Consider the following 21,825-nt stretch of genomic DNA (forward strand, 5'->3'; position numbering starts at 1 on the left):
ATAGATTCTATTATTTTTTATCGAAAGTATCAGCAGAGTCAAAATTTTTCGTTTTACTCAAATCCTTTCAAAATTTCCTGTGGCACATCCGTAAGACGCTAAAAAATTAATAGAATTATTTTGAAACTAACATTTACTCCATATTCGCTTAACTTCATTCACCCTTTTGGCTTATCGTACGGTACTCGTACAAAAACGGATGTTGTATTTACAAAATTGGAGTGTGATGGTTTCATTGGTTATGGGGAAGCATCGTTACCTCCGTATTTGGGCGAATCGCATGACTCAGTAACTAAATTCTACAAGAAGGCTAAGGATGTGTTGATGAATTTTAATCTTGATTCAGATCACGAAGAGATTTTAAATTCAATCGACCACATTCAGAATAATAATAATGCTGCAAAAGCAGGAATAGATATAGCTCTATGTGATTTACTTTCTAAAGCACAAAACAAAACGGTTTATGAGTATTTTAATTTACCTAAGCCCACGGCTAAAAATACTTCTGTAACAATTAGTATTGGCGATTTAAATTTGATTTCGCAAAAACTGGATGAGTTCTCTGGTTTCAATATTTTAAAAATTAAACTTGGCCATGATGATGATAAAGGGATAATCTCTACTATCAGGCAAATTTCAGATAAGCCAATGGTAGTTGATGTGAATCAGGGTTGGACCGAAAAGAATAAAGCACTTGAAATGGTAAAATGGCTGGAAGATAAAAATGTTCTATTTGTTGAACAACCAATGCCAAAAGAGAACTTAAGTGATATGGCTTGGTTAACGAGTCATTCTACTTTGCCAATTATCGCCGACGAAAGTTTTAAACGTTTATCGGATTTAGATACAGTAAAAGATTGCTTCAGCGGAATTAATATTAAACTGATGAAGTGTACAGGTTTGTTTGAAGCAGTTAAAATAATTAAAGCCGCTAAGAAAGAAGGGTTAAAAATAAATCTCGGTTGTATGACCGAAAGTTCCTGCGCCATTTCTGCTGCTGCACAAATTTCCTCTGAAGTAAATTGGATTGATTTAGATGGTCCTTTACTTATAAAAAATAACCCCTTCGCAGGGGTTACTTATAATTCCGGAGAGGTTCTTCTCTCTAATGATGTTGGAATAGGAGCTAAGCCTATTGAAGTATTAAACTTCAACTAAAGTTCCAACTTTATCTCCGCTTAATAATTTCTGAAGATTACCGGGTTTGTTCATGTCGAACACAATAATTGGTAATCCGTTTTCTTTGCAAAGGGTAAATGCGGTCATGTCCATTACCTCTAAACCTTTATCGTAAACTTCTTCGAATTTTATCGTATCGTATTTAACTGCGTTTTTATCTTTTTCAGGATCGGCGGTATAAATACCATCAACACGTGTACCTTTTAAAATAACGTTTGCTTCAATTTCAATCGCGCGTAAAGTGGCTGCAGTATCAGTAGTGAAATATGGATTACCTGTTCCTGCACCAAAAATCACAACTCGGTTTTTTTCTAAATGACGAACGGCTTTTCTTCTGATGAATGGCTCACAAATCTGTTCCATTTTAATAGCGCTTTGTAATCGGGTTTCAACGCCCAATCCTTCCAACGCCGATTGAATCGCCATTGAGTTAATTACGGTAGCAAGCATTCCCATGTAATCTCCATGAACGCGATCCATGCCGCCTTTTTCAGCCTGAATGCCTCTGAAAATATTTCCGCCGCCAATTACAATAGCAATCTGACAACCGTTAGCGTGTGCTGTTTTAATTTCCTTAGCGTAGGTCAATAATCTTTCCTGATCAATTCCGAAGCCTTTATTTCCCATTAAGGCTTCACCGCTTAGTTTTAAAAGTACTCTTTTATATTTCATAAATATGGGTTAAAAAAAATCCCGACTCAATGTCGGGATTTAAATTTATTAAGATAATGAGAAACGCTTGAAGCTTGTAACGGTTAAATCTTTGTTTAAGCTTTGCAAGTATTGACGAATTGTCATTTTGTTATCCTTAATGTATTCTTGGTTCAATAAAGTAGATTCTTTGTAGAACTTATTTAATTTACCTTGAGCAATTTTCTCAACCATGTCTTCAGGCTTACCTTCTTGACGAGTTGTTTCACGAGCAATTTCTAATTCGCGCTCTAAAGTTGCAGTATCAACATCATTTTTATCAACTGCTACAGGAGCCATTGCCGCAGTTTGCATCGCTACGTTTTTCGCTGCTTCATCATCAATGTTTTGGTTGAAACCAACAACAACTGCTAAGCGGTTACCCGGGTGATTGTAAGCAACTACTTTTTCTGCAGTGATAGTGCTGTAATATCCGATATCAATTTTCTCACCAATTTTACCAACTTGCTCCATGAACTTATCGCCAATGGTAATGTTGTTGTCGAATGGTAAAGCCTTTAAAGCATCCGCGTTAGCAGGCGCTTTATCTAATGCAATTTGAGTAACTGTTTCTGCGAAAGCGATAAAGTCAGCATTCTTAGCAACGAAATCTGTCTCACAGTTTACGCTTACTAAAACACCTTGTTTACCTGTTCCGTTTACTTTTGCAAGAACAACACCTTCTTTTGCGTCACGATCCTGACGGTTAGCGGCCACTTTCGCGCCTTTTTTTCTTAAGAAATCAACTGCTTGTTCGAAATCGCCATTGCTTTCTTCTAATGCTTTTTTGCAATCCATCATACCGGCACCGGTTTGTTGGCGTAATTTGTTTACATCTGCTGCTGTGATAGCCATAATTTTATTCTTTATTTGTTATTTAATATTTCTTGATTCAGTTTATTCTTTAGAGTGAATTCACTCTGATTTATTCAAAAAAAACGGTCAGTCTGTTGCCAGAATGACCGTTTAATTAATTTAAAATTAAATTATTTTTTTGCGGTCACTCTTTTACGAGGACGTTTTCCGCCTTTATCGCCTTCTTCTTCTTCAGTGTTTTTGAACTTAAGACCGGCTGCCAATTCTTCAGCTTCATGTTTTGATTCTTCCTTAGAATCTTTTTCTTCTGCAGCTTGAGCTTCTTTATCCATTTTACGTTCAGCTAAACCTTCCTTAATTGCAGCGCCCATTAAGTCAATAATGTATGCAATAGAAGTTGAAGCATCATCGTTAGCAGGAATAGCGTAGTCTACTTCATTCGGATTTGAATTAGTATCAACGATAGCAAAAGTTGGGATATTTAAACGTTTCGCTTCTTTAACAGCGATATGTTCTTTAGTAATATCAACAATAAACAATGCAGCAGGTAAACGAGATAAATCTGCGATTGAACCGAACTGGATTTCTAATTTAGCGCGCTCACGAGAAATTTGTAAACGTTCTTTTTTAGAAATACTGCTGAAAGTTCCGTCAGTAGTCATCTTATCAATTTGAGCCATACGGCGAATTGACTTACGGATTGTTGCGAAGTTGGTTAACATACCGCCTGGCCAACGCTCAGTTACATATGGCATGTTAAGAGGTTTGATTCTCTCTGCAACGATATCTTTAGCTTGTTTTTTTGTAGCAACAAATAATACTTTCTTACCTGAGCGCGCAATTTGCTTAAGTGCGTTAGCTGCTTCGTCTATCTTAGCAACGGTTTTATTTAAATCGATAATATGGATACCGTTTTTTTCTGCATAAATGTACGGAGCCATTGCAGGGTTCCACTTACGTTTAAGGTGACCAAAGTGAGCACCTGCTTCAAGTAATTCGTTAAATGATGTTCTTGACATTTCTTTTCTCTTATTAAAATATTAACGTTTGCTGAATTGGAAGCGACGACGAGCTTTCTTCTGACCGAATTTCTTACGTTCAACCATACGAGGGTCGCGGGTCATTAAACCTTCCGCTCTTAAATCTTTTTTGTACTCTTCATTGATTTCAACCAAAGCTTTAGCAATAGCTAAACGGATAGCTTGAGCCTGACCGGTAATTCCACCACCCTTTACGTTTGCTTTAATGTCGTACTCGCCATTCACCTTTGCGATGTTTAAGGCTTGAGTTACGTAATACTGCAAAGTAGGAGTAGAGAAATATACTTTATAATCTTTACCGTTTACTTCGATATTGCCTTTACCTTTTGTAATGTAAGCGCGAGCAACTGAAGTTTTTCTGCGTCCTGATGTGTTAATTACTTCCATTCTTATTATTAAGCTTTAATAGTACTTAAATCAATTTTCTTTGGCTGTTGAGCCTCTTGGTTGTGTTCAGTACCTGCGTAAATAAATACGTTGGTATTTAAACGACGACCTAAACGGTTTTTAGGTAACATACCGTGGATTGCTAAACGCAATACCTCAGTAGGTTTTGTGCCTAATAAAAACTTAGGAGTAGCAAAACGCTGACCACCCGGATAACCTGTATAACGGATATATTCCTTATCAGTTAATTTTTTACCGGTAAAACGGATTTTATCGGCGTTGATGATAACCACATTTGTACCGCTATCGGTATGTGGGGTAAAGCTAGTTTTATGCTTTCCGCGTAATAAATACGCCACTTTAGAGGCCAAACGACCTGCTACCTGGTTCTCTGCGTCAACCAATACCCAATCCTTCTCAGATTTGGCTAGATTAACAAACTTAGTTTTATAACTTAATGCGTCCACTGTTTCAAATTATTTATTTGTTTCCTAAAATAAGGGCTGCAAATTTAAGGAGTATTTTTTTCCCGAACAAACTTTTGAGGCAATATTTTAGCCTAATCTTGGGATTTAAGCCCACTAAAGCCAAATTACTCAAAACAGAACCAATAAAAATGACACGAATCGGTCCAATTTTAATGGTAAAATAATCAAATGATTGATAATCAAATAATTGTAACATATCGAGTAGTTTTCTTAAAGGTACAAAAAATAACCCTTGCCGTAACAGACAAGGGTTAACTTAATAATGGTATTAATGGGCTATTTTACCGGATTCCCGTTAAGGTCGAGCTCAACAACCTCATAACCCAATGCTTTTACTTTATCAAAGTTCGTGGCCTTATCGCCCACAACCAGTATCAACATATTGTCTAAAGGAAGGTGTTTTTTAGCTCTGGCATCTATATCAGCTTTGGTGATGTTATTTAAAATATCACCTTGTTGTTTAACATAGTTCTTATCTAAGTTAAAATCTAAGATGCGCTTAATAAAGCCTAATTTCTGGAAGGCTGACTCGTATTTTAAAGCGTCTGATTGAGCCATTGCATTTTTTGTAAACGATAATTCATCTTCTATTACACCATTAGCGGTGTACTTCTTTAATTCAGAAATCATGTCAATTAAAGTACTATCAGTAGAGTTTGCTCTGAATCCACCGCTTATAGTATATGGTCCAGGATATTTTCCACCCGCAAATCCTCCACGCACGCCATAAGTAAATCCACGGATTTCGCGTAATAAATAATTAACGCGGCTATTGAAAGCACCTGCAAATGCAAAATTCATGATGTTGTTTTTGTAATATTCTCCGGTAGCATCATATGGTAATGACATATATCCCATTCTGATTTCTGACTGCGGAGCGTTTTTCTTATCCACAAAATAAATTTTTGTTTTGCTTATAGTCGGTATTGCGGGTTCAACAGTTTTTGCAATCGGATTTGCTTTCAACTTCGTTACAAATGACATTTTCGCAAGAACGTCTTCTTTTTTTACATCTCCACTTATTGCAATGGATGCTCCCTCAGAAGAAAAATTCTCATAGCATTTCTTTACATCGTCTAATGTTAAACTACTCACAGTTTCTGAAGTTCCGATAGCCGGTACACTCATGATATGATCATTACCATAAATAAGTTTATTGTAAATCAAACCTGCAATTGTAGCCGCACTGGTTTGCATTTGCGCAATCGCATCTAACTTTTCTTTTTTTACTAATTCAAAATCTTCGGCGGAAAACTTCGGCATGAACATAATTTCTTCAGCAATTTTCAATGTAGCATCAAGATTAGTTTTTAGACAAGAAATATTGATGCCGACTTCTTCATTACCCGCATTAACAGACACGCTACTTCCTAACTTATCAAGCATTTTTTCAATTTCTTCGGATGAATGAAGTGTTGTGCTTTCTTCCATCATCGAGGCTGTGATGTTAGCTAAACCGGATTTGTCTTTTGGTTCAAAACGGTGACCAAACGGAATACTAACTAAAATATTCACTTTTGGTATGTCGTTGCTGCTAACTCCTATTACTTTTATTCCGTTAGATAATTTATCAGTCCAATAATCAGGTACCGGTACTAAAGAAGCGGCTTTTGCCTGAGGCATTTTGCTTCTGTCGAAGTTATCTTTAGGTTCTTTGTAACTTAAGTTTTTATACTCTGCACTTTCTTCTTCAACTTTACGGGTGTACATTTTCCATGTATCATCATGTGCTTTTAAATCACCTTTTCCTTTCGGAACGCAACTTAATATCACCGCATTTTTTCCTTTGATGTAGGTGTTGTAAACGCGCATAACATCAGCTTTGGTAACTTTTAAATAACTTTCAATTTCTTTTTTAAGATAATTACCATCCCCTGTGAAAGTATAATAAGCGGCTAACTGAGCACCCTTTCCTTGTACAGTTGACAATCCATTGTATAAATCACTTTGAAAACGCGCTTTAAATTTTTCGATGTCTTCATCAGTTGCTCCTGTTTTTTCCCAATTATCTAAAGTGGTTTTTAATTCCTTTTCAATATCTGCCAAGTTGTTTGTAGCGTTTGCACGAATCATAAATTCAAATTGTCCTGCTAACTCGCGGCTATACTGAAAGCAATTTGCAGAAACAGCTTTCTTAGACTTAATAAATGCTTCGTATAATGGAGAGCTTTTAGATCCGGATAAAATAGAAGCTAATACATCTAATGCAGCATCGTCTTCTTTTCTGGCAGCAACAGTAGGAAACGCAAGTCGAATCATTGGGAATTTCACATTATCCTCATAATGAATGTATCGGTTTTCATTTAATTTTACTGGCTCAACGGTTTGAGGTTTTACTTCCGGTCCACGTTGTATACTGCCGAAATATTTATCAGCCAGCTTTACAACCTCTTCTGTATTAACATCGCCAGCTACAGTCAAAACGGCATTATTAGGGCCATACCAACGCATATAGAAACGTTTCAAATCATTTACATCAACACGATTTAAATCTTCTATATATCCAATGGTGGTCCAACTATACGGGTGGCCTTGCGGATAAAGTGCTTCACCGATTTTTTCACTTACTAAACCATATGGCGCGTTATCATATCTCTGACCGCGCTCGTTTTTTACAGTCGCGCGTTGAACTTCAAATTTCTTTTGAGTCACTGAATCCAATAGGAAGCCCATTCGATCAGCTTCTAACCAAAGCATTTTTTCTAATTGGTTACTTGGTACAGTTTCAAAATAATTTGTGCGATCAGTATTTGTTGTTCCGTTTAATGTACCGCCGGCTTCTGTAATAATTTTGAAATGTTGTTCGTCGGCTACATTTTTTGAACCTTGAAACATCATGTGCTCAAAAAAATGCGCGAAACCCGAACGTCCTTCCTGCTCACGCGCCGAACCCACGTGATAAGTGACATCAACGTAAACAACGGGATCTGAGTGATCTTCGTGTACTAATATAGTTAAGCCATTTGCTAAAGAATATTTCTTGTAAGGGATAACAATTTCATCACCCTTTTTTGTTACTTCCTCAATGAATTTAGGTGGAGTAGGTTTTGATTGAGAAGTTCCTGTTAATGAAACAGCCAACAAGCCGGCTACAGCAACAGATTTGAATAATAGAGTTGATTTCATAATAGTATGTGTTGGAACGAATTTAATTCATATTTGGAAGAACAAAGCACATAAACCTTAAAATAATCTTAAAATTGAAATTATTCACGTATTATGGGTGATAAAAAAAGCCGGCTTTTGCCGGCTTTTTAAAAGAATCGTGAAATCGTTATTTTATCAATGTAACATGTCCTTTTAACTCTTGTGCTTTTCCAAACACATCTGTTACATTAATTAACCAGGTGTAAACGCCATCAGCAACGGTTTTGCCTCCTCTGCCTTGGTATTTACCATCCCAGCCTTCTTCAAATGTTTTGGTTCCAAAAATCTTTTCACCCCAACGATCAAATATTTGCAATTCGTATTTTACAATTCCGAATCCTTTTGGTTGGAAAATATCATTTAAGCCATCAGCATTAGGTGTAAATGCATCAGGAACGTATAATCCGAAATCCTCTCCGACAACTATTGGTCTTACAATGGTATCAATACAACCTTTATCACTTTTAACCACTAATGCAACAGCATAAGTTCCGGCTTCAGTATATAAAAATGTTGGATTTTGTAATGTTGAAGTGTATTGCGCTGTATTCATAAAATACCATTGCCAGCTAACAATATTTGCACCATGTGAAGCATCCGTAAATACTACATCACCATCAATGTTAATGATTGGTTTAATTGGTGCGTGGTTAAAATCAGCAATAGGTTTTGGATAAACTTCTGCTGTATAAGTAGTGCTTCCTGTGCATCCGGCAGCATCTGCAACAACAACCGAAATTGTATAAATGCCCGTAACAGAATAGCACGTAGAAGCAGTTGAACCTGCAGCTCCAGTACCGTCTCCTAAATTCCAGTTCATTGTAGCAGCCGTTGGAGTACTTGTTACATTAAATTGAACACATAATGGAGCGCAACCTGTATTCGGACCTGAAGTAATGGCCGGCACAGGGTTTGGATTAATTAGAGCAGTAGCAGTAGTAGTAGCAAAACAACCATTCGCATCGGTTACAGTTACTTGATAAGTTCCAGAATAGTTAGTTGTATTCGCATTAACTGTTGGACTTTGTATACTTGAGAAGAAACCATTAGGGCCTGTCCATTGGTAACTTACACCGCCGGTAGCTGACAACATTAAAACATTATTAATACAAATTGGACTATTAGTCACAATGGAAGGAGTAGGTGCAGGTGTAACAGCCACATTAGCATTTGCAGTATTTACACATCCGCCTGCAGTTGTTACGGTAACAGTATACACTCCAGACATTGCAGTAGTTGCATTTGGAATAGTTGGATTTTGTAAGTTAGATGTAAATCCACCCGGACCACTCCAGCTATAAGTTGATCCACCATTAGCTGTTAAGTTAATAGTTTGATTTTCGCAAAGTGTTGGATTATTCACAACAGGTGTAGGATTACTATTGATTACAACATTGGTAGTGATGCTATTCGAACAATTATTTGCATCGGTAACAGCAAATGTGTAAGTACCGTTCGCTGCTAAAGTAACGTTATTAATGTTCGGGCCTTGCAAGTTACTTCCAAATGAGTTAGGGCCAGTCCATGTATAAGTTACCGCCGGATTTCCAGCTAACATTAATGTAGCACCTTCACATAACGGTCCGTTATTTGCGGCAGTTGGTGTAGGTAATGCATTTACTGTAACAGATGTACTTCCATTAGCCTGACATCCGCCAAAATCTACAGTGTAATTATAAGTACCAGACATTGCTGTAGTAGCACCGGCAATAGTAGGGTTCTGTAAATTGGAGTTGAATCCCGGACCGGTCCAAGTATAAGTAGCACCAGCAGTACCATTCAATTGAATGGTTTGTCCTGCGCAATAAGGTCCTGTATTATTAGCAGCAGCAGTGGCTGTAGCAACAATCAGATTTGTTGTAGCAGTTGCCGAACATCCATTTAAAGTTACAGTAACTGTGTATACTCCGCCATTAGCAACAGCAACACCGGTTAATGTATTGTTTTGTGCTGCTGAGGTAAATCCTGAAGGTCCTGACCAGTTGTAGGTTCCTCCGCCTGTAGAGTTAACAGTAACACTTCCTCCAACACAAACCGGCCCGGTATTATTAGCTGTTGGGGTTGGATCAGGATTAAGAACAACTACAGATGTAGTTTGTGCGGTACAACCAGCATCTGTAATAGTATGAGTGACTGTATAGGTTCCTGCAGCAGTAAAGTTTACCGGTCCGTAATTATTGGTGTTTCCTGTTGCAGGAGCACCGGCAGCCGGTGAAAAATTATAGGTATGAGTTCCGGTAGCGGTTGTAGCATTAAATGTAAATGCATTACCTGTTAAGCATTGCGTATAGTTTGGTGTAGTGAAGGCAGGGTTCGGACCGTTAGGAACATTAACCACCAATGAATGATTAGCAACACATGAGGCAGTATTAGCTACTGCTTGATAAATGGTGTAAGTTCCGGCTGATGGGAAGGATACAGTACTTGTTGCAGTATTGCTGGTAAACGTAGCAGGGGCACCGGGTCCAGCGAATGAATAAGTTTGAATAGCAGGTGCTGCCGACCCTGTATTGGTTAAAGTATAAGTTGTACACACATTAGCAGTTGTAAAGCCGGCTAATGGTGGAGGCGCAAAGGTTAATGTAACCGTACGCGTAATTGGAGAACAAGATCCGGGAGGGTTCATGGTGAGCGTATAGTTACCGCCAACACTAGTTGTAAAAGATTGATTTGGGTTATTAGTTATACCACTACCACCTGGACCGTTCCATGTATATGGCCCAAGTCCGGGAGGAGCAACAACTGTTGCTGTTGCGGCACAAGCACCTGCAGCGACAATACTGGAACCTGCCGGAAACGGTACGTTATTAACAGTCACGTTCATTGGGTCGCAAACCGCATCAATGAAAGCCATTCCGTGATGTCCCCAAGCATCACAATCGGCAACTGTTATTTGAATAGTAACGCAGGACCCAATGTATGGAGTTAAATCAAGGGAATAAAGCTGCCAGGCTGTTGTGTATGAGTATCCTGATGTATTAGTAGACCAACCGCTAGGCATAGATGATGCACATGATGGTCCGGGTGCGTTAACACTTAAACTCGGACAAGCCAAAGGTGCATTAGTACAATTTAGCATAGTAATTTTAAGGAAAGGTTGACTGCAACAATTGTGACCGGAACCATCCATTTGTGCCATGTAGGCTAGGCGGAATAAAGCATTCGTAGCAGTAACCGGAAAAGTTTGTTGAATACGCACCACTTCACCTTGATTAACATTTTGGTCGTTCATTTGTAATACTTTCGTTCCTCCGAAAGGAGAGTTAGGAATGGTTCCAATAGTAGTACCGGTTGCCCAAGGAGTTTGACGTACCCAAACATCATTACCGCCCGCAGTAGGACAACAACCACCCATAGTACAGGAACTGTTATTTTGTCCTTGAGAAACTGTCCATCCTGTCAAAGTTGTACCTACAGATCCAACTCCAGGAGTAGTAGAAGTAGAGGATGGAGACGCTTCAAAATCTTCATTTACACAAGGAGCTGCATTAATTACAGGTGTTACACCTTTTGCAACTTCATCCATTGATGGAGCAGGGCTATAGTTGTATTTTTTATTAATAAAATTCCGTTTTGCACGATACATGAAAACTTTGTATTCTACTCCAAAATATCCTCCGCGTAAAGCAGCGTTGCTAGCTGAAATTTCATTAAAGCCGCGTAAAGAATCAGCAGGAAAAGAGTAGCTTAAATATCTTAAACGATTAGATTGCGAAAATACTTTCTCGGAATTAAAAAATGTAATAAGTGCTAATACTAAAAAAATTTTTAATATTGGTCTCATGATAATGGTTTTAGCTCTGTAAATTTAAAAAAACAATGCTAAAATCCTAGTAAAATTCACTCATTTTAGAGCCAGCCCCCCTAAGTAATTCGCTATTTGGGGAATAAAAAAGGCTGCAATTTGAATTGCAGCCTTTTTTAACATAGTTAGTCTTTATTTTATAAGGGTAACATGTCCCTTTAACTCATGTGCTTTTCCGAATACGCTGGTAACATTGATTAACCAAGTGTAGGTTCCTTGCTCAATAATATCTCCACCACGACCTTGGTATTTTCCATCCCAAGCTTCTTCAAATTTCTTAGTTGAGAAAACTCTTTCACCCCAACGATCAAAAATTTGTAATTGATAATCTACAATTCCAAAGCCTTTTGGTTGGAACACATCGTTTAATCCGTCAGCATTTGGTGTAAATGCATTTGGAACGTAAATTCCAAAATCTTCTCCAACTACTAATGGTCTAACAATCGTATCAACACAGCCTTTATCACTCTTAACAACTAATGCTACAGCATAAGTACCAGGTTCTGTATACATGAATGTTGGGTTCTGTTGTGTAGAAGTATATTGAGCAGTATTCATAAAGTACCATTGCCAGCTTACAATATTAGCACTGTGAGAAGCATCAGTAAAGGTTACTTCCGGATCAATATTTAAAATTGGTTTAAGCGGCGCGTGATTGAAATCAGCTACAGGTTTTGGATAAACTTCAGCTATATTTTGAGCTGTATTTGTACAGCCATTTGCATCTGTTACAACCGCGTTTACCGTATAAATTCCGGTAGTAACATAACATGAATTAACACTGTTTCCGGTTCCTACCGAACCATCACCTAATGTCCAATTTGCTGTAGTTATCGGTGTACTACTAGTGATATTGAAAGTTGCACAAACAGGTGAACATCCGGTGTTATTGATGGCAGTAATGTTTGCGTTTGGTAAAGGATTAATAACCGCATTTGCATTTGCATTTGCAGAACATCCATTAGCATCTGTAACTGTTACAATGTAGTTACCACTGTAAGCAGTGCTATTAGCCATTACTGTAGGATTGGAAGTTGTTGAAATAAATCCGTTCGGGCCGGTCCAAGAGTAAGAAACACCACCAGTTGCGCTTAAGTTTAAAATATTGTTCACGCAAATAGGAGTATTAATAACAATATTAGGAACCGGCGCAGGATTTACTACTATAGATGTGAATGCTGTACTTACACAACCTGCCGCACTGGTTACAACAACAGTATATTGACCTGATGCAGCAAATGGCGCGCTAACTATAGTTGGGTTTTGTAAATTAGATGTAAATCCATTCGGGCCACTCCAAGCATAAGTTGCACCACCATTCGCGCTAAGAGAAACATTTTGATTTTCACAAGCTGTTCCACCAGCTGCAGATGCATTTGGTGTAGGATTAATCACAACGTTGCTATTGGTTGAGTTTACGCAACCATTAGCATCTGTTACAGTCAGAACATAATTACCACTATTTCCAACACTGGTAGATGGGATGCTAGGGTTTTGATTCATTGAAGTAAATCCATTCGGGCCACTCCAGCTATAGGAAACACCACCACTTCCGGTTAAGTTTAATGCTTGTCCGGTACAGATTGGGCTATTAGTAACAATGTTAGGCGTAGGTAATGGATTTATCACACCAACAACAGTTGTAGCAGCGGTACATGTGTTTGCTGTAACAACAACAGTATAGGTTCCGCCGGCATTTAATGTTGCTGATGGAATGTTAGGATTTTGAGATGTAGATGTAAATCCGTTTGGTCCTGTCCAGCTGTATGATGTACCTCCCGAAGCATTTAAGTTTAAAGTGGCGCCAACGCAAACAGCACCGCCGGTAACCGCATTCGGAATTGGTAATGCAATCACAGAAACAGTTGCAACTGCTGTATTCACACAACCGTTAGCATCTGTAACAGTAACGGTATAATTACCATTCATTGAAGTTAAAGCAGATGGAATGTTAGGGTTTTGCATGGTAGATGTAAATCCACCCGGACCACTCCACGCATAAGCAGTACCACCGGTTGCGGTTAATCCAATAACTGTATTCTCACAAGTTGTAGGGTTATTTACTACAGGCGTTGGAAGCGGATTAACAACAACATTGGTTGCTGCAATATTCGAGCATCCGTTTGCATCAGTAACAGCAACAGAATAAGATCCGGCGTTCGTTACTAAAATATTTGCGATTGTTGGGTTCTGAGAGTTAGAAGTAAATCCACCCGGACCACTCCAAGTATAAGTATTAAATGCACCAACGTTTAGTTGAATGGTTCCACCAACACAATATGCACCGGTATTAGTTGGAGCAGGTACAGGTAATGCATTAACAACAACATTGGTTGTGGCAGATGCAGTACATGTACCAACTGTTACAGTTACATTGTATGCCCCGGCCATAGCTGTTGTTGAAACAGGAATGGTTGGGTTTTGTAATGTTGAAGTAAATCCACCCTGCCCGGTCCAGTTATAAGATGCACCCGCAGGTGTATTTAATTGAATCGTTGTTCCTGCACAATAAGGTCCGGTATTAGTAGCACTTGTAGTAGGGCTGAGAACCGTTACATTAACAGTTCCCGTATTAGTACATCCAAGAGATGTTACAGTTACCGTGTAAACACCAGCGTTCAAAGCTGTAGCGCTTGCAATAGTAGGATTTTGTAATGCGGAGGTAAATCCGTTTGGTCCGCTCCAAGAATAACCTGTACCGCCGGTCGCTGTTAAATTAATAGCCGTGCTTAAACAAACCGGACTGTTACTTCCAACAATGGGATTTGGTGTTGGATTGACAACAACGTTAGTGGTAGTTGTGTTAATACAACCATTTGCATCAGATACAGAAACACTATATGTTCCGCCATTGGTTACGGCTGCACTTGCGATAGTAGGGTTTTGAGAATTTGAACTGAATGCGGCAGGTCCTGACCAAGTATAAGTTGTAAATGCACCAACGTTTAACTGTATGGTATTACCCGGACAATACGGCCCTGTGTTTGCAGCAGCAGGTGTTGGTAAAGGATTTACAATAACATTTGTAGTTGCAGTTGACTTACAACCGCTGGTTGTAGCAGATACTGTGTAAACACCAGACATTGCAGCTGTTGAATTTACAATATTAGGATTTTGTACCGCTGAAGTAAATCCACCCGGTCCTGTCCACGTGTAAGTAGTTGCTGCAGGAGTACTCAATTGAATCGTAGTGCCTGCACAATACGGACCTGTGTTAGCTGCAGTTGTAGTAGGGGTAGTAACCGTTACATTAACTGTTGCTGTGTTTTTACAACCTTGCGCATTAGATACTGTGACGGTATAAACACCGGCATTAGTAGAAGAAACGTTTGTAATTGAAGGATTCTGTGTAGTGGAAGTGTAGCCACCCGGACCACTCCACGTATAGGTTGTACCGCCGGAAGAAGTTAAATTTAATGTGTTTCCGGCACAAACCGGACTATTACTTCCTGCAATAGGATTTGGTATAGGATTGATAACTACGTTTGTTGTACCGGAAGATTTACAACTTCCGATTGACATAGTAACCGTGTATATACCGCCCATTGTTGTTGTTGCATTTGGACGGGTTGGATTAGATATGTTTCCAGTAAAGGTTGCAGGTCCCGTCCAAGTAAACGTTGGCACAACAGTGCCACTATTACCAACTGCATTTAACTGTATGGTTTGTCCGGCGCAATAAGGTCCCGTATTTGATACAGTTGGAGTTGTAGGAGAAATAATTTGAACATTAGTCGCAAAGGTTTGAGTTGGACATCCGGTGAAGCCCATGTAGAAAATGTAATTTCCTCCTTGAGTGGTTGAGGTCACAGCAATAGTTGGAGATGGTATGTTATAGCCTCCATAATAGTATGGAGTTGGTCTGTACCAGTAAAACCAAGATGTTCCACCTGGAGGGATTGCAGTTAAAGTGAGTGTTTGTCCAATACAAACAGGACCGGAATTCGAAATGGTTGGAGAGGCAACAACTCCCATGCTTAATTGTACCGTTCTTGTTGTTACACAACCGAAGTTGTTTACAGTAAGCGTATAAATCCCATTATTAACGGTCTGCCAATTTGGAACTGTTGCACTTAATCCAACACCGGTCCAACCGTTCGGCCCTGCCCATGATAATGTTCCCGGCCCGCCGGCACCACTTAAAGAGCCGGTTGCTCCGGCACATGGTGGCGCGGATGCAGTTAAAATAGATGCAGTAGGAGCGGAGTTTACTAAAACTAATGATTGAGTTGAAGAAACACAGCCAGCGTTATTGATTGTATGTACAACTGTATAAGTTCCTGCTGAGGTAAAGTTAACAGGTCCATATGGGCTGCCGGTACCTGGAGCAGGTGCGCCTGCGGCAGGAGAGAATGACCAAGCGTGAGTTCCCGCGGCTACAGCAGGATTAAATGTAAATGAGTTTCCTTGCAAACATTGTGTAAATGACGGTGCCGCTGTAAATGCCGGAGAAGGTCCGGGAGGTGTTGTAATCACCATGGTAAATGTAGACGGACAATTCTGAGGGTTCGTGACTGTTTGGTGAATAGTAAATGTTGTACTTGGTGGGAAATTGACGACGGATGTTGGTGATGTTGTTGTAAACGATGATGGAGCTCCGGGCCCAACAAAAGTATAAGTTTGTATAGATGGCGCAGCGGTTCCTGTATTTGTTATAGTATAAGTTGTACAACTATTATTGACCGTAAATCCGGCAGTAGGGAAAGTACCAAATTGTAAGTTCACTGTTTTAGTAATTGGTGTACAAATTCCGGGAGGATTCATTACGAGCGTGTAATTACCAGCCATGGTTGTTGTAACAGTTTGATTTGGATTATTAGTTACACCACTGCCGGGAGGACCATTCCACGTATATGGTGCTAATCCGGGAGGTGCTACCATGGTAGCTGTAGAAACACCACAAGCTGCAACGGAAACCGCTGCTGAACCTGCAGGGAATTGAATGTTATTAACTGTTACTGTCATTGGTAAACATTGAAAATCGAAGAAAGCATAACCATAATGCGCCCAACCATCACAATCACCAACGGTAACTTTAATTGTAACACATGATCCTAAGTATGGAGATAAATCTATTGCTTTAATAATCCAGTTGGGAGTATATGAAATATTTGAAGCATTTGTTGCCCAACCCGTAGCACTTACCGTAGCGCATGAGGGACCGGGAGCCGTAATACTTACTTGAGGACAAGCCAAAATATTATTCATACAATCTAACAACTCAACGCGAATGTATGGTTGATCGCAACAGGCGTGCCCGGAACCGTTTAAGCAAGCTTTATAAGCAAATTGAAATAATGCATTTGTAGGAGTTACTGGAAAAGTTTGTTGGATACGCACCACTTCCCCTTTAGCAGTAATGTTATCATTCATCTGAATAACTTTTGTTCCACCAAAAGGTGAAGTAGGAATAACACCAAGTGGTGCAGGTGCCGTCCATGGAGTTGTACGAATCCAAGCATCCGTTACGTTTGCGTTTGGGCAACAACCATTTTGTGTACATGATCCGTTTATACCTGAGTTTTGTCCCCATGAGGCTTGCCAGCCAAGCAAGCTAGTACCAATAGTACCTACAGTGTTGGTAGAAGTTGTAGAAGGAGATGCTTCGAAATCTTCATTCACGCAAGGTGCTGCATTAATAACAGGATTACTTCCCTTAGCATTGGAGTTTGATCCTGTATAATATCCATATTTTTTATTAATGAAATCACGCTTCATGCTATACATGATTACGTAATATTCCGAACCTACCATTCCTCTGCTTAACGCTTCTTGTTTTGCTGCTTCTTCATCAAAACCTTTTAACGAATCTGCAGGAAAAACATAAGTTAAATACTTAAATGGCGCTTGTGCCAAGGTAAGATTGGATAAAAAAACAAGTGCTAATGCACTAAAGAAAAATTTTGTGATTTTATTTTTCATGTTGGGTAGTTGTTAGTTGTAGTAAATGTATTTTTAACATTGACTTTTGTCAATTTCTTTACTCGATATAAGATTACTTTCACGAACTAAAATGAGATTCCTAAACAGGAGCTGTTTCTACAATTTAATGATTATCAGTTAAATAATTTTTGTTACAGAAAGACGATTCGATTAAATGATTGATTATAAGTAGTTTATAATTAATCTGTTGCTAAATCCAATTAGTCTTATCTAAATTGAATTATATAGAAAAAAAAAGCCAATCAGTCGATTGGCTTTAAATTGAAAAAATATTGAAATTATTTAATTAACGTAACGTGTCCTTTTAACTCATGTGCTTTTCCAAATACATCTTTCACATTGATTAACCATGTGTAAGTGCCATCCATGAGTATTCCGTATTTAACATCGTTTTTCGATTGACGCGTTCCGTTCCATCCTTCTTCAAAAGTTTTTGTGCCAAAAATTTTCTCACCCCAGCGGTCAAAAATTTGTAATTCATAATCTACAATTCCGAAACCTTTTGGCTGGAAGATGTCATTAATACCATCGTTGTTTGGCGTGAACGCATTCGGTACATAAATTCCAAAATCTTCACCAACAACAATCGGTCTAATTAAAGTGTCTGTACATCCAATGTCATTTTTTACAACTAATGCAACTGCATAAGTGCCGGGTTCTGTATACATGTAAGTTGGATTCTGCATATTGGATGTAGCACTTGCATTACTCATGAAAAACCAATTCCAACTAACAATATTTCCGCCATGTGAAGCATCCGTAAATGTTACAATTTGATCTTGATTAATAATTGGTTTAAGCGGAGCAAAATTAAAATCCGCAACCGGACTAGGTACTACTTCGACGGTACTTGTAGCATATCCATTACAGCCATTTAAATCAGTAAATAATGCTGTTAAGGTATACACACCTGTACTCGTATAACAATGATTAATTGACGTAACTCCATTCTCCGAATTTCCATCACCTAAATTCCAATCTGCGCTTGTAACAACCGGATTTGAAGAAAGTGAAAAAGTAGCACATACAGGTGTACATCCCTTGACATTTCCTGATAATATTGTTCCTGTTGGGTTTGGATTAACAACAGCATTTACCGTTGCCGTGGTTGAACAACCGTTAGCATCTGTTACTATTACAGTATATATACCGCTCATGTTAGCATTGGCCGCAGTAATTGCCGGATTTTGTTGTGATGAAATAAATCCGTTTGGCCCAGTCCATTGATATGTGCTACCACCATTGGCAGTAAAACTTAGATTATTGTTTTCGCAAATCGGACCATTCACATTTATTTGAACCGCAGGAGCAGCTGTAACATTTACATTTACAAAAGTAGTGCCGGAACAACCTGCAGCGGTTGTTACAACAACAGTGTATTGTCCGCTTGCAGCAAATGGCGCATTTACAATTACCGGATTTTGTATGTTGGATGTAAATCCATTCGGGCCACTCCAACTATAAGTTGATCCGCCATTAGCGTTCAACTGAATATTGTTGTTTTCACAGGCAGCCCCACCGGTAGCTCCGGGTGTTGGTAATGCGTTTATAGTTACTATTGTATTTGTTGTATTTGTACATCCATTCGCGTCAGTTACAGTTAATACATAGTTACCTGAGTTGTTTACAGACGAAACAAGAATACTTGGATTTTGTGAATTTGAAACAAATCCATTTGGTCCTGTCCAACTATAAGTCACGCCGCCGGTTCCGGATAAGTTTAAAGCAACGCCTTCACAAATAGGATCATTTGCTGAAATTGTAGGTAATGGAAGAGGATTCACCACGATAGTTGTAGAGGCAGTGGCTGTACAAGTACCTGCACTTAATGTTACGTTATAAACGCCACTCATAGCAGTAGTAGATGCAGCAATAGTTGGGTTTTGTGTATTGGCAGTATAACCACCTGGTCCTGTCCATGTATAGGTCAAAGCACCACTAGTGCTTAATTGAATGGTTGAACCCGCACAATAAGGTCCTGTGTTTGCAGCTGAAGCTGTAGGGCTGATTACCGATACGTTCACAGATGATGTACCTGTACAACCTAAGTTAGTAACTGTTACACTATACACGCCGGCATTTAATGCAGTGGATGAACCAATCACCGGATTTTGTAGAGCTGAGGTAAAGCCATTTGGTCCACTCCAGGAGTAGGTCCCGCCACCGTTAGATGTCAAGTTAATTACATTTCCTAAACAAACCGGACTGTTACTTCCCGCAATAGGATTCGGAGAAGGATTAATTACAACATTTGTTGTTGATGTACCAATACATCCACCGGCAGCAGTTACAGAAACAGTATATACACCGCCGTTTGTAGCTTGTGCATTTGTTACCGTTGGGTTCTGACCGTTAGATGTAAATGCAGCAGGTCCGCTCCAGGTATAAGTGGCAAACGCGCCAACATTCAACTGAATGGTTGAACCGGCGCAATACGCTCCTGTATTACTTGCTGTAGGTGTTGGGCTAGCATTTACGGTAATTGAAGTCGTTGCTAAAGCAATACAACCCCCGGTATTTACAACTAAGCTATAAGTGCCACTCATGGCAGTTGTTGAATTAGCAATGGTAGGGTTTTGTAAATTAGAAGTAAATCCACCCGGACCACTCCAAGTATAACTTGTTCCCGCAGTACCATTTAACTGAATGGTTGCACCAGCGCAATATGGTCCGGTATTATTTGCAGCTGCAGTGGTTGTTGAAATTGCTAAGTTAGTAGTAGCAGTTCCTACACAGCCGTTCAAGGTAACAGTTAACGAATAAACTCCGGCGTTAGTTAAAGCAACATTTGGTATGCTTGGGTTTTGCAAAGCAGATGTAAATCCTCCAGGGCCCGACCAGTTATAAGTACCACCACCGGTTCCGGTTAAACTTGCAGTATTTGTGGTACAAATTGGCCCGTTATTATTAGCTGTAACAGTTGGTTGTGGATTAATGACTACAACAGAAGAACTGGTTGCGGTACATCCACCGTTATTATTGGAGTAAGTTACAGTATATGTTCCGGGAGCCGTAAAACTAACCGGTCCGTACGTGCCTGTACTTCCTGTTGGAGGTGCGCCGACCGTTGGATTGAAAGCATAAGTGTGGGTACCTACAGCCGAAGACGAGTTGAAAGTAAAACTATTTCCTTGCAAACACTGTGTGTAATTAGGAGTGCTAAATGTTACTGCCACACCCGATACGGTGATGTTTGTAGTCACAACATTAGTACAGCTGCCGGCGGAAACTGTATGTGAAATGACATAGTTACCAGGATTAGCAAACGTTATTGAAGGACTTGCTGAATTGACTGTGTTAATTGTAACACCTGCTGCCGGAGCTGCAGACCAAGTATGAGAAACACCTGCTGTTCCGGTATGATTAAATTGAACAGTGGATCCGGTACATGTTGCTGAGTTCACCGGTGTAAATGCCGCAGATACATTGGGCACAACACTTACTGTGACGACTTTTGTTAAGGTATTACAAGGTGTACTGACGAGTGCCGTGTAAGTTGTGGTGGCTGCGGGCGAGACGACTATAGTATTTAAGGTGGAACCGCCTGGCGACCATAAGGTGCTAGTTTGTCCACAACCTCCTGTGATGCTATTTACATTTAAAGTAGAAGAACCGGGTGCACAGAAAACAGAAGGAGTTGCAACTACGTTAAAGTTAAGAGGAACGAAAACTCCGGGAACAACAAAAGAGCTTGGGGTTGTCCAAGGACCAACTGTATTGGTACCGCTTACCCACTCGCGAGCAGAAAAGAAATAGGTTTGTCCAGGGCATAATCCTGTGAAAGGAATATTAACAGGATGGTAAGGTTCTGTTGTGCAGTTATCGGGCCAGGAATTACCTAAGGTGTAATTAGGCACATTAAGCAATGCGTTATACCAAGGAAAATTTGCATAGGTTACACCCGGTCCTGTCCAGTTCAATAAGTTTGTTTGCATGGTAGCTGGAGGAGTTCCTGTTAATTGACCGGAAGTACAACGTAATTCCACTTGTAACCAATACGGACCGCCACCACACGTAGCAGCGTTAGAACTTGCTGTAAAGGTTAATGCAGTAGCACCAACAGTAAATGATGGATTTACAAGTGCCATTCCGTGACCAGCGTTAACGCGATGGAATGAAAATAGCGTAATAAATAGAGCAAAAAACAGTTTAATACTTCTCATGCGGTTAATATATTGCATAAAGTTCTTAAATCGTATTAGAAACTTCAATTCCTGCACTAACCCATTGCTACCATTCACTCATTTTAAGAATTTTAACAACAAGATTTTGTTAAAAACTTCCATAAAAAAAGCCCTGAAATTTTCCAGGGCTTTAGTATTAATAAAGT

Annotated in this window: 10 protein-coding genes; 1 reads left to right on the forward strand and 9 read right to left on the reverse strand. The window is 39.4% G+C overall.

The window, feature by feature from the left end; translation table 11 throughout:
- Positions 1-120 precede the first annotated feature (120 nt).
- A complete protein-coding gene (locus J0L69_04865; protein MBN8692504.1) occupies positions 121-1,158 on the forward strand; it encodes a dipeptide epimerase in 1,038 nt (345 codons plus the stop codon).
- Here the strand turns inward: J0L69_04865 and J0L69_04870 are convergent.
- From J0L69_04870 to J0L69_04910, 9 genes are all read right to left on the reverse strand, one after another.
- Positions 1,144-1,851 carry a UMP kinase gene (locus tag J0L69_04870; GenBank protein ID MBN8692505.1) on the reverse strand — a complete coding sequence of 236 codons (708 nt, stop codon included), beginning with the start codon at positions 1,849-1,851 and terminating at the stop codon, positions 1,144-1,146. The genes J0L69_04865 and J0L69_04870 overlap by 15 nt on opposite strands.
- Before the next feature lie 48 nt (positions 1,852-1,899).
- A complete protein-coding gene (locus J0L69_04875) occupies positions 1,900-2,724 on the reverse strand; it encodes an elongation factor Ts (protein MBN8692506.1) in 825 nt (274 codons plus the stop codon).
- Positions 2,725-2,855: 131 nt separating this feature from the next.
- Complete coding sequence (gene rpsB, locus J0L69_04880) at positions 2,856-3,704, reverse strand: 30S ribosomal protein S2 (GenBank protein MBN8692507.1); 849 nt, start codon at positions 3,702-3,704, stop codon at positions 2,856-2,858.
- 21 nt (positions 3,705-3,725) lie between these two features.
- Positions 3,726-4,112, reverse strand: a complete 387-nt coding sequence (rpsI, locus tag J0L69_04885) for a 30S ribosomal protein S9 (GenBank protein ID MBN8692508.1) — start codon at positions 4,110-4,112, stop codon at positions 3,726-3,728.
- Between the two features lie 8 nt (positions 4,113-4,120).
- Positions 4,121-4,579, reverse strand: a complete 459-nt coding sequence (gene rplM / locus J0L69_04890) for a 50S ribosomal protein L13 (GenBank protein MBN8692509.1) — start codon at positions 4,577-4,579, stop codon at positions 4,121-4,123.
- A gap of 297 nt (positions 4,580-4,876) precedes the next feature.
- On the reverse strand, positions 4,877-7,726 hold the full coding sequence (locus tag J0L69_04895) for an insulinase family protein (GenBank protein MBN8692510.1): 2,850 nt from the start codon (positions 7,724-7,726) through the stop codon (positions 4,877-4,879).
- Positions 7,727-7,874: 148 nt separating this feature from the next.
- Complete coding sequence (locus J0L69_04900; protein MBN8692511.1) at positions 7,875-11,531, reverse strand: gliding motility-associated C-terminal domain-containing protein; 3,657 nt, start codon at positions 11,529-11,531, stop codon at positions 7,875-7,877.
- Positions 11,532-11,684: 153 nt separating this feature from the next.
- Complete coding sequence (locus J0L69_04905) at positions 11,685-17,474, reverse strand: gliding motility-associated C-terminal domain-containing protein (GenBank protein ID MBN8692512.1); 5,790 nt, start codon at positions 17,472-17,474, stop codon at positions 11,685-11,687.
- A 299-nt stretch (positions 17,475-17,773) separates the two neighbouring features.
- Positions 17,774-21,658 carry a gliding motility-associated C-terminal domain-containing protein gene (locus J0L69_04910; protein MBN8692513.1) on the reverse strand — a complete coding sequence of 1,295 codons (3,885 nt, stop codon included), beginning with the start codon at positions 21,656-21,658 and terminating at the stop codon, positions 17,774-17,776.
- Between the last annotated feature and the right edge of the window lie 167 nt (positions 21,659-21,825).

This window comes from Bacteroidota bacterium, from assembly GCA_017303905.1.
Taxonomy (GTDB): Bacteria; Bacteroidota; Bacteroidia; order B-17B0; family Aurantibacillaceae; genus JAHEYG01.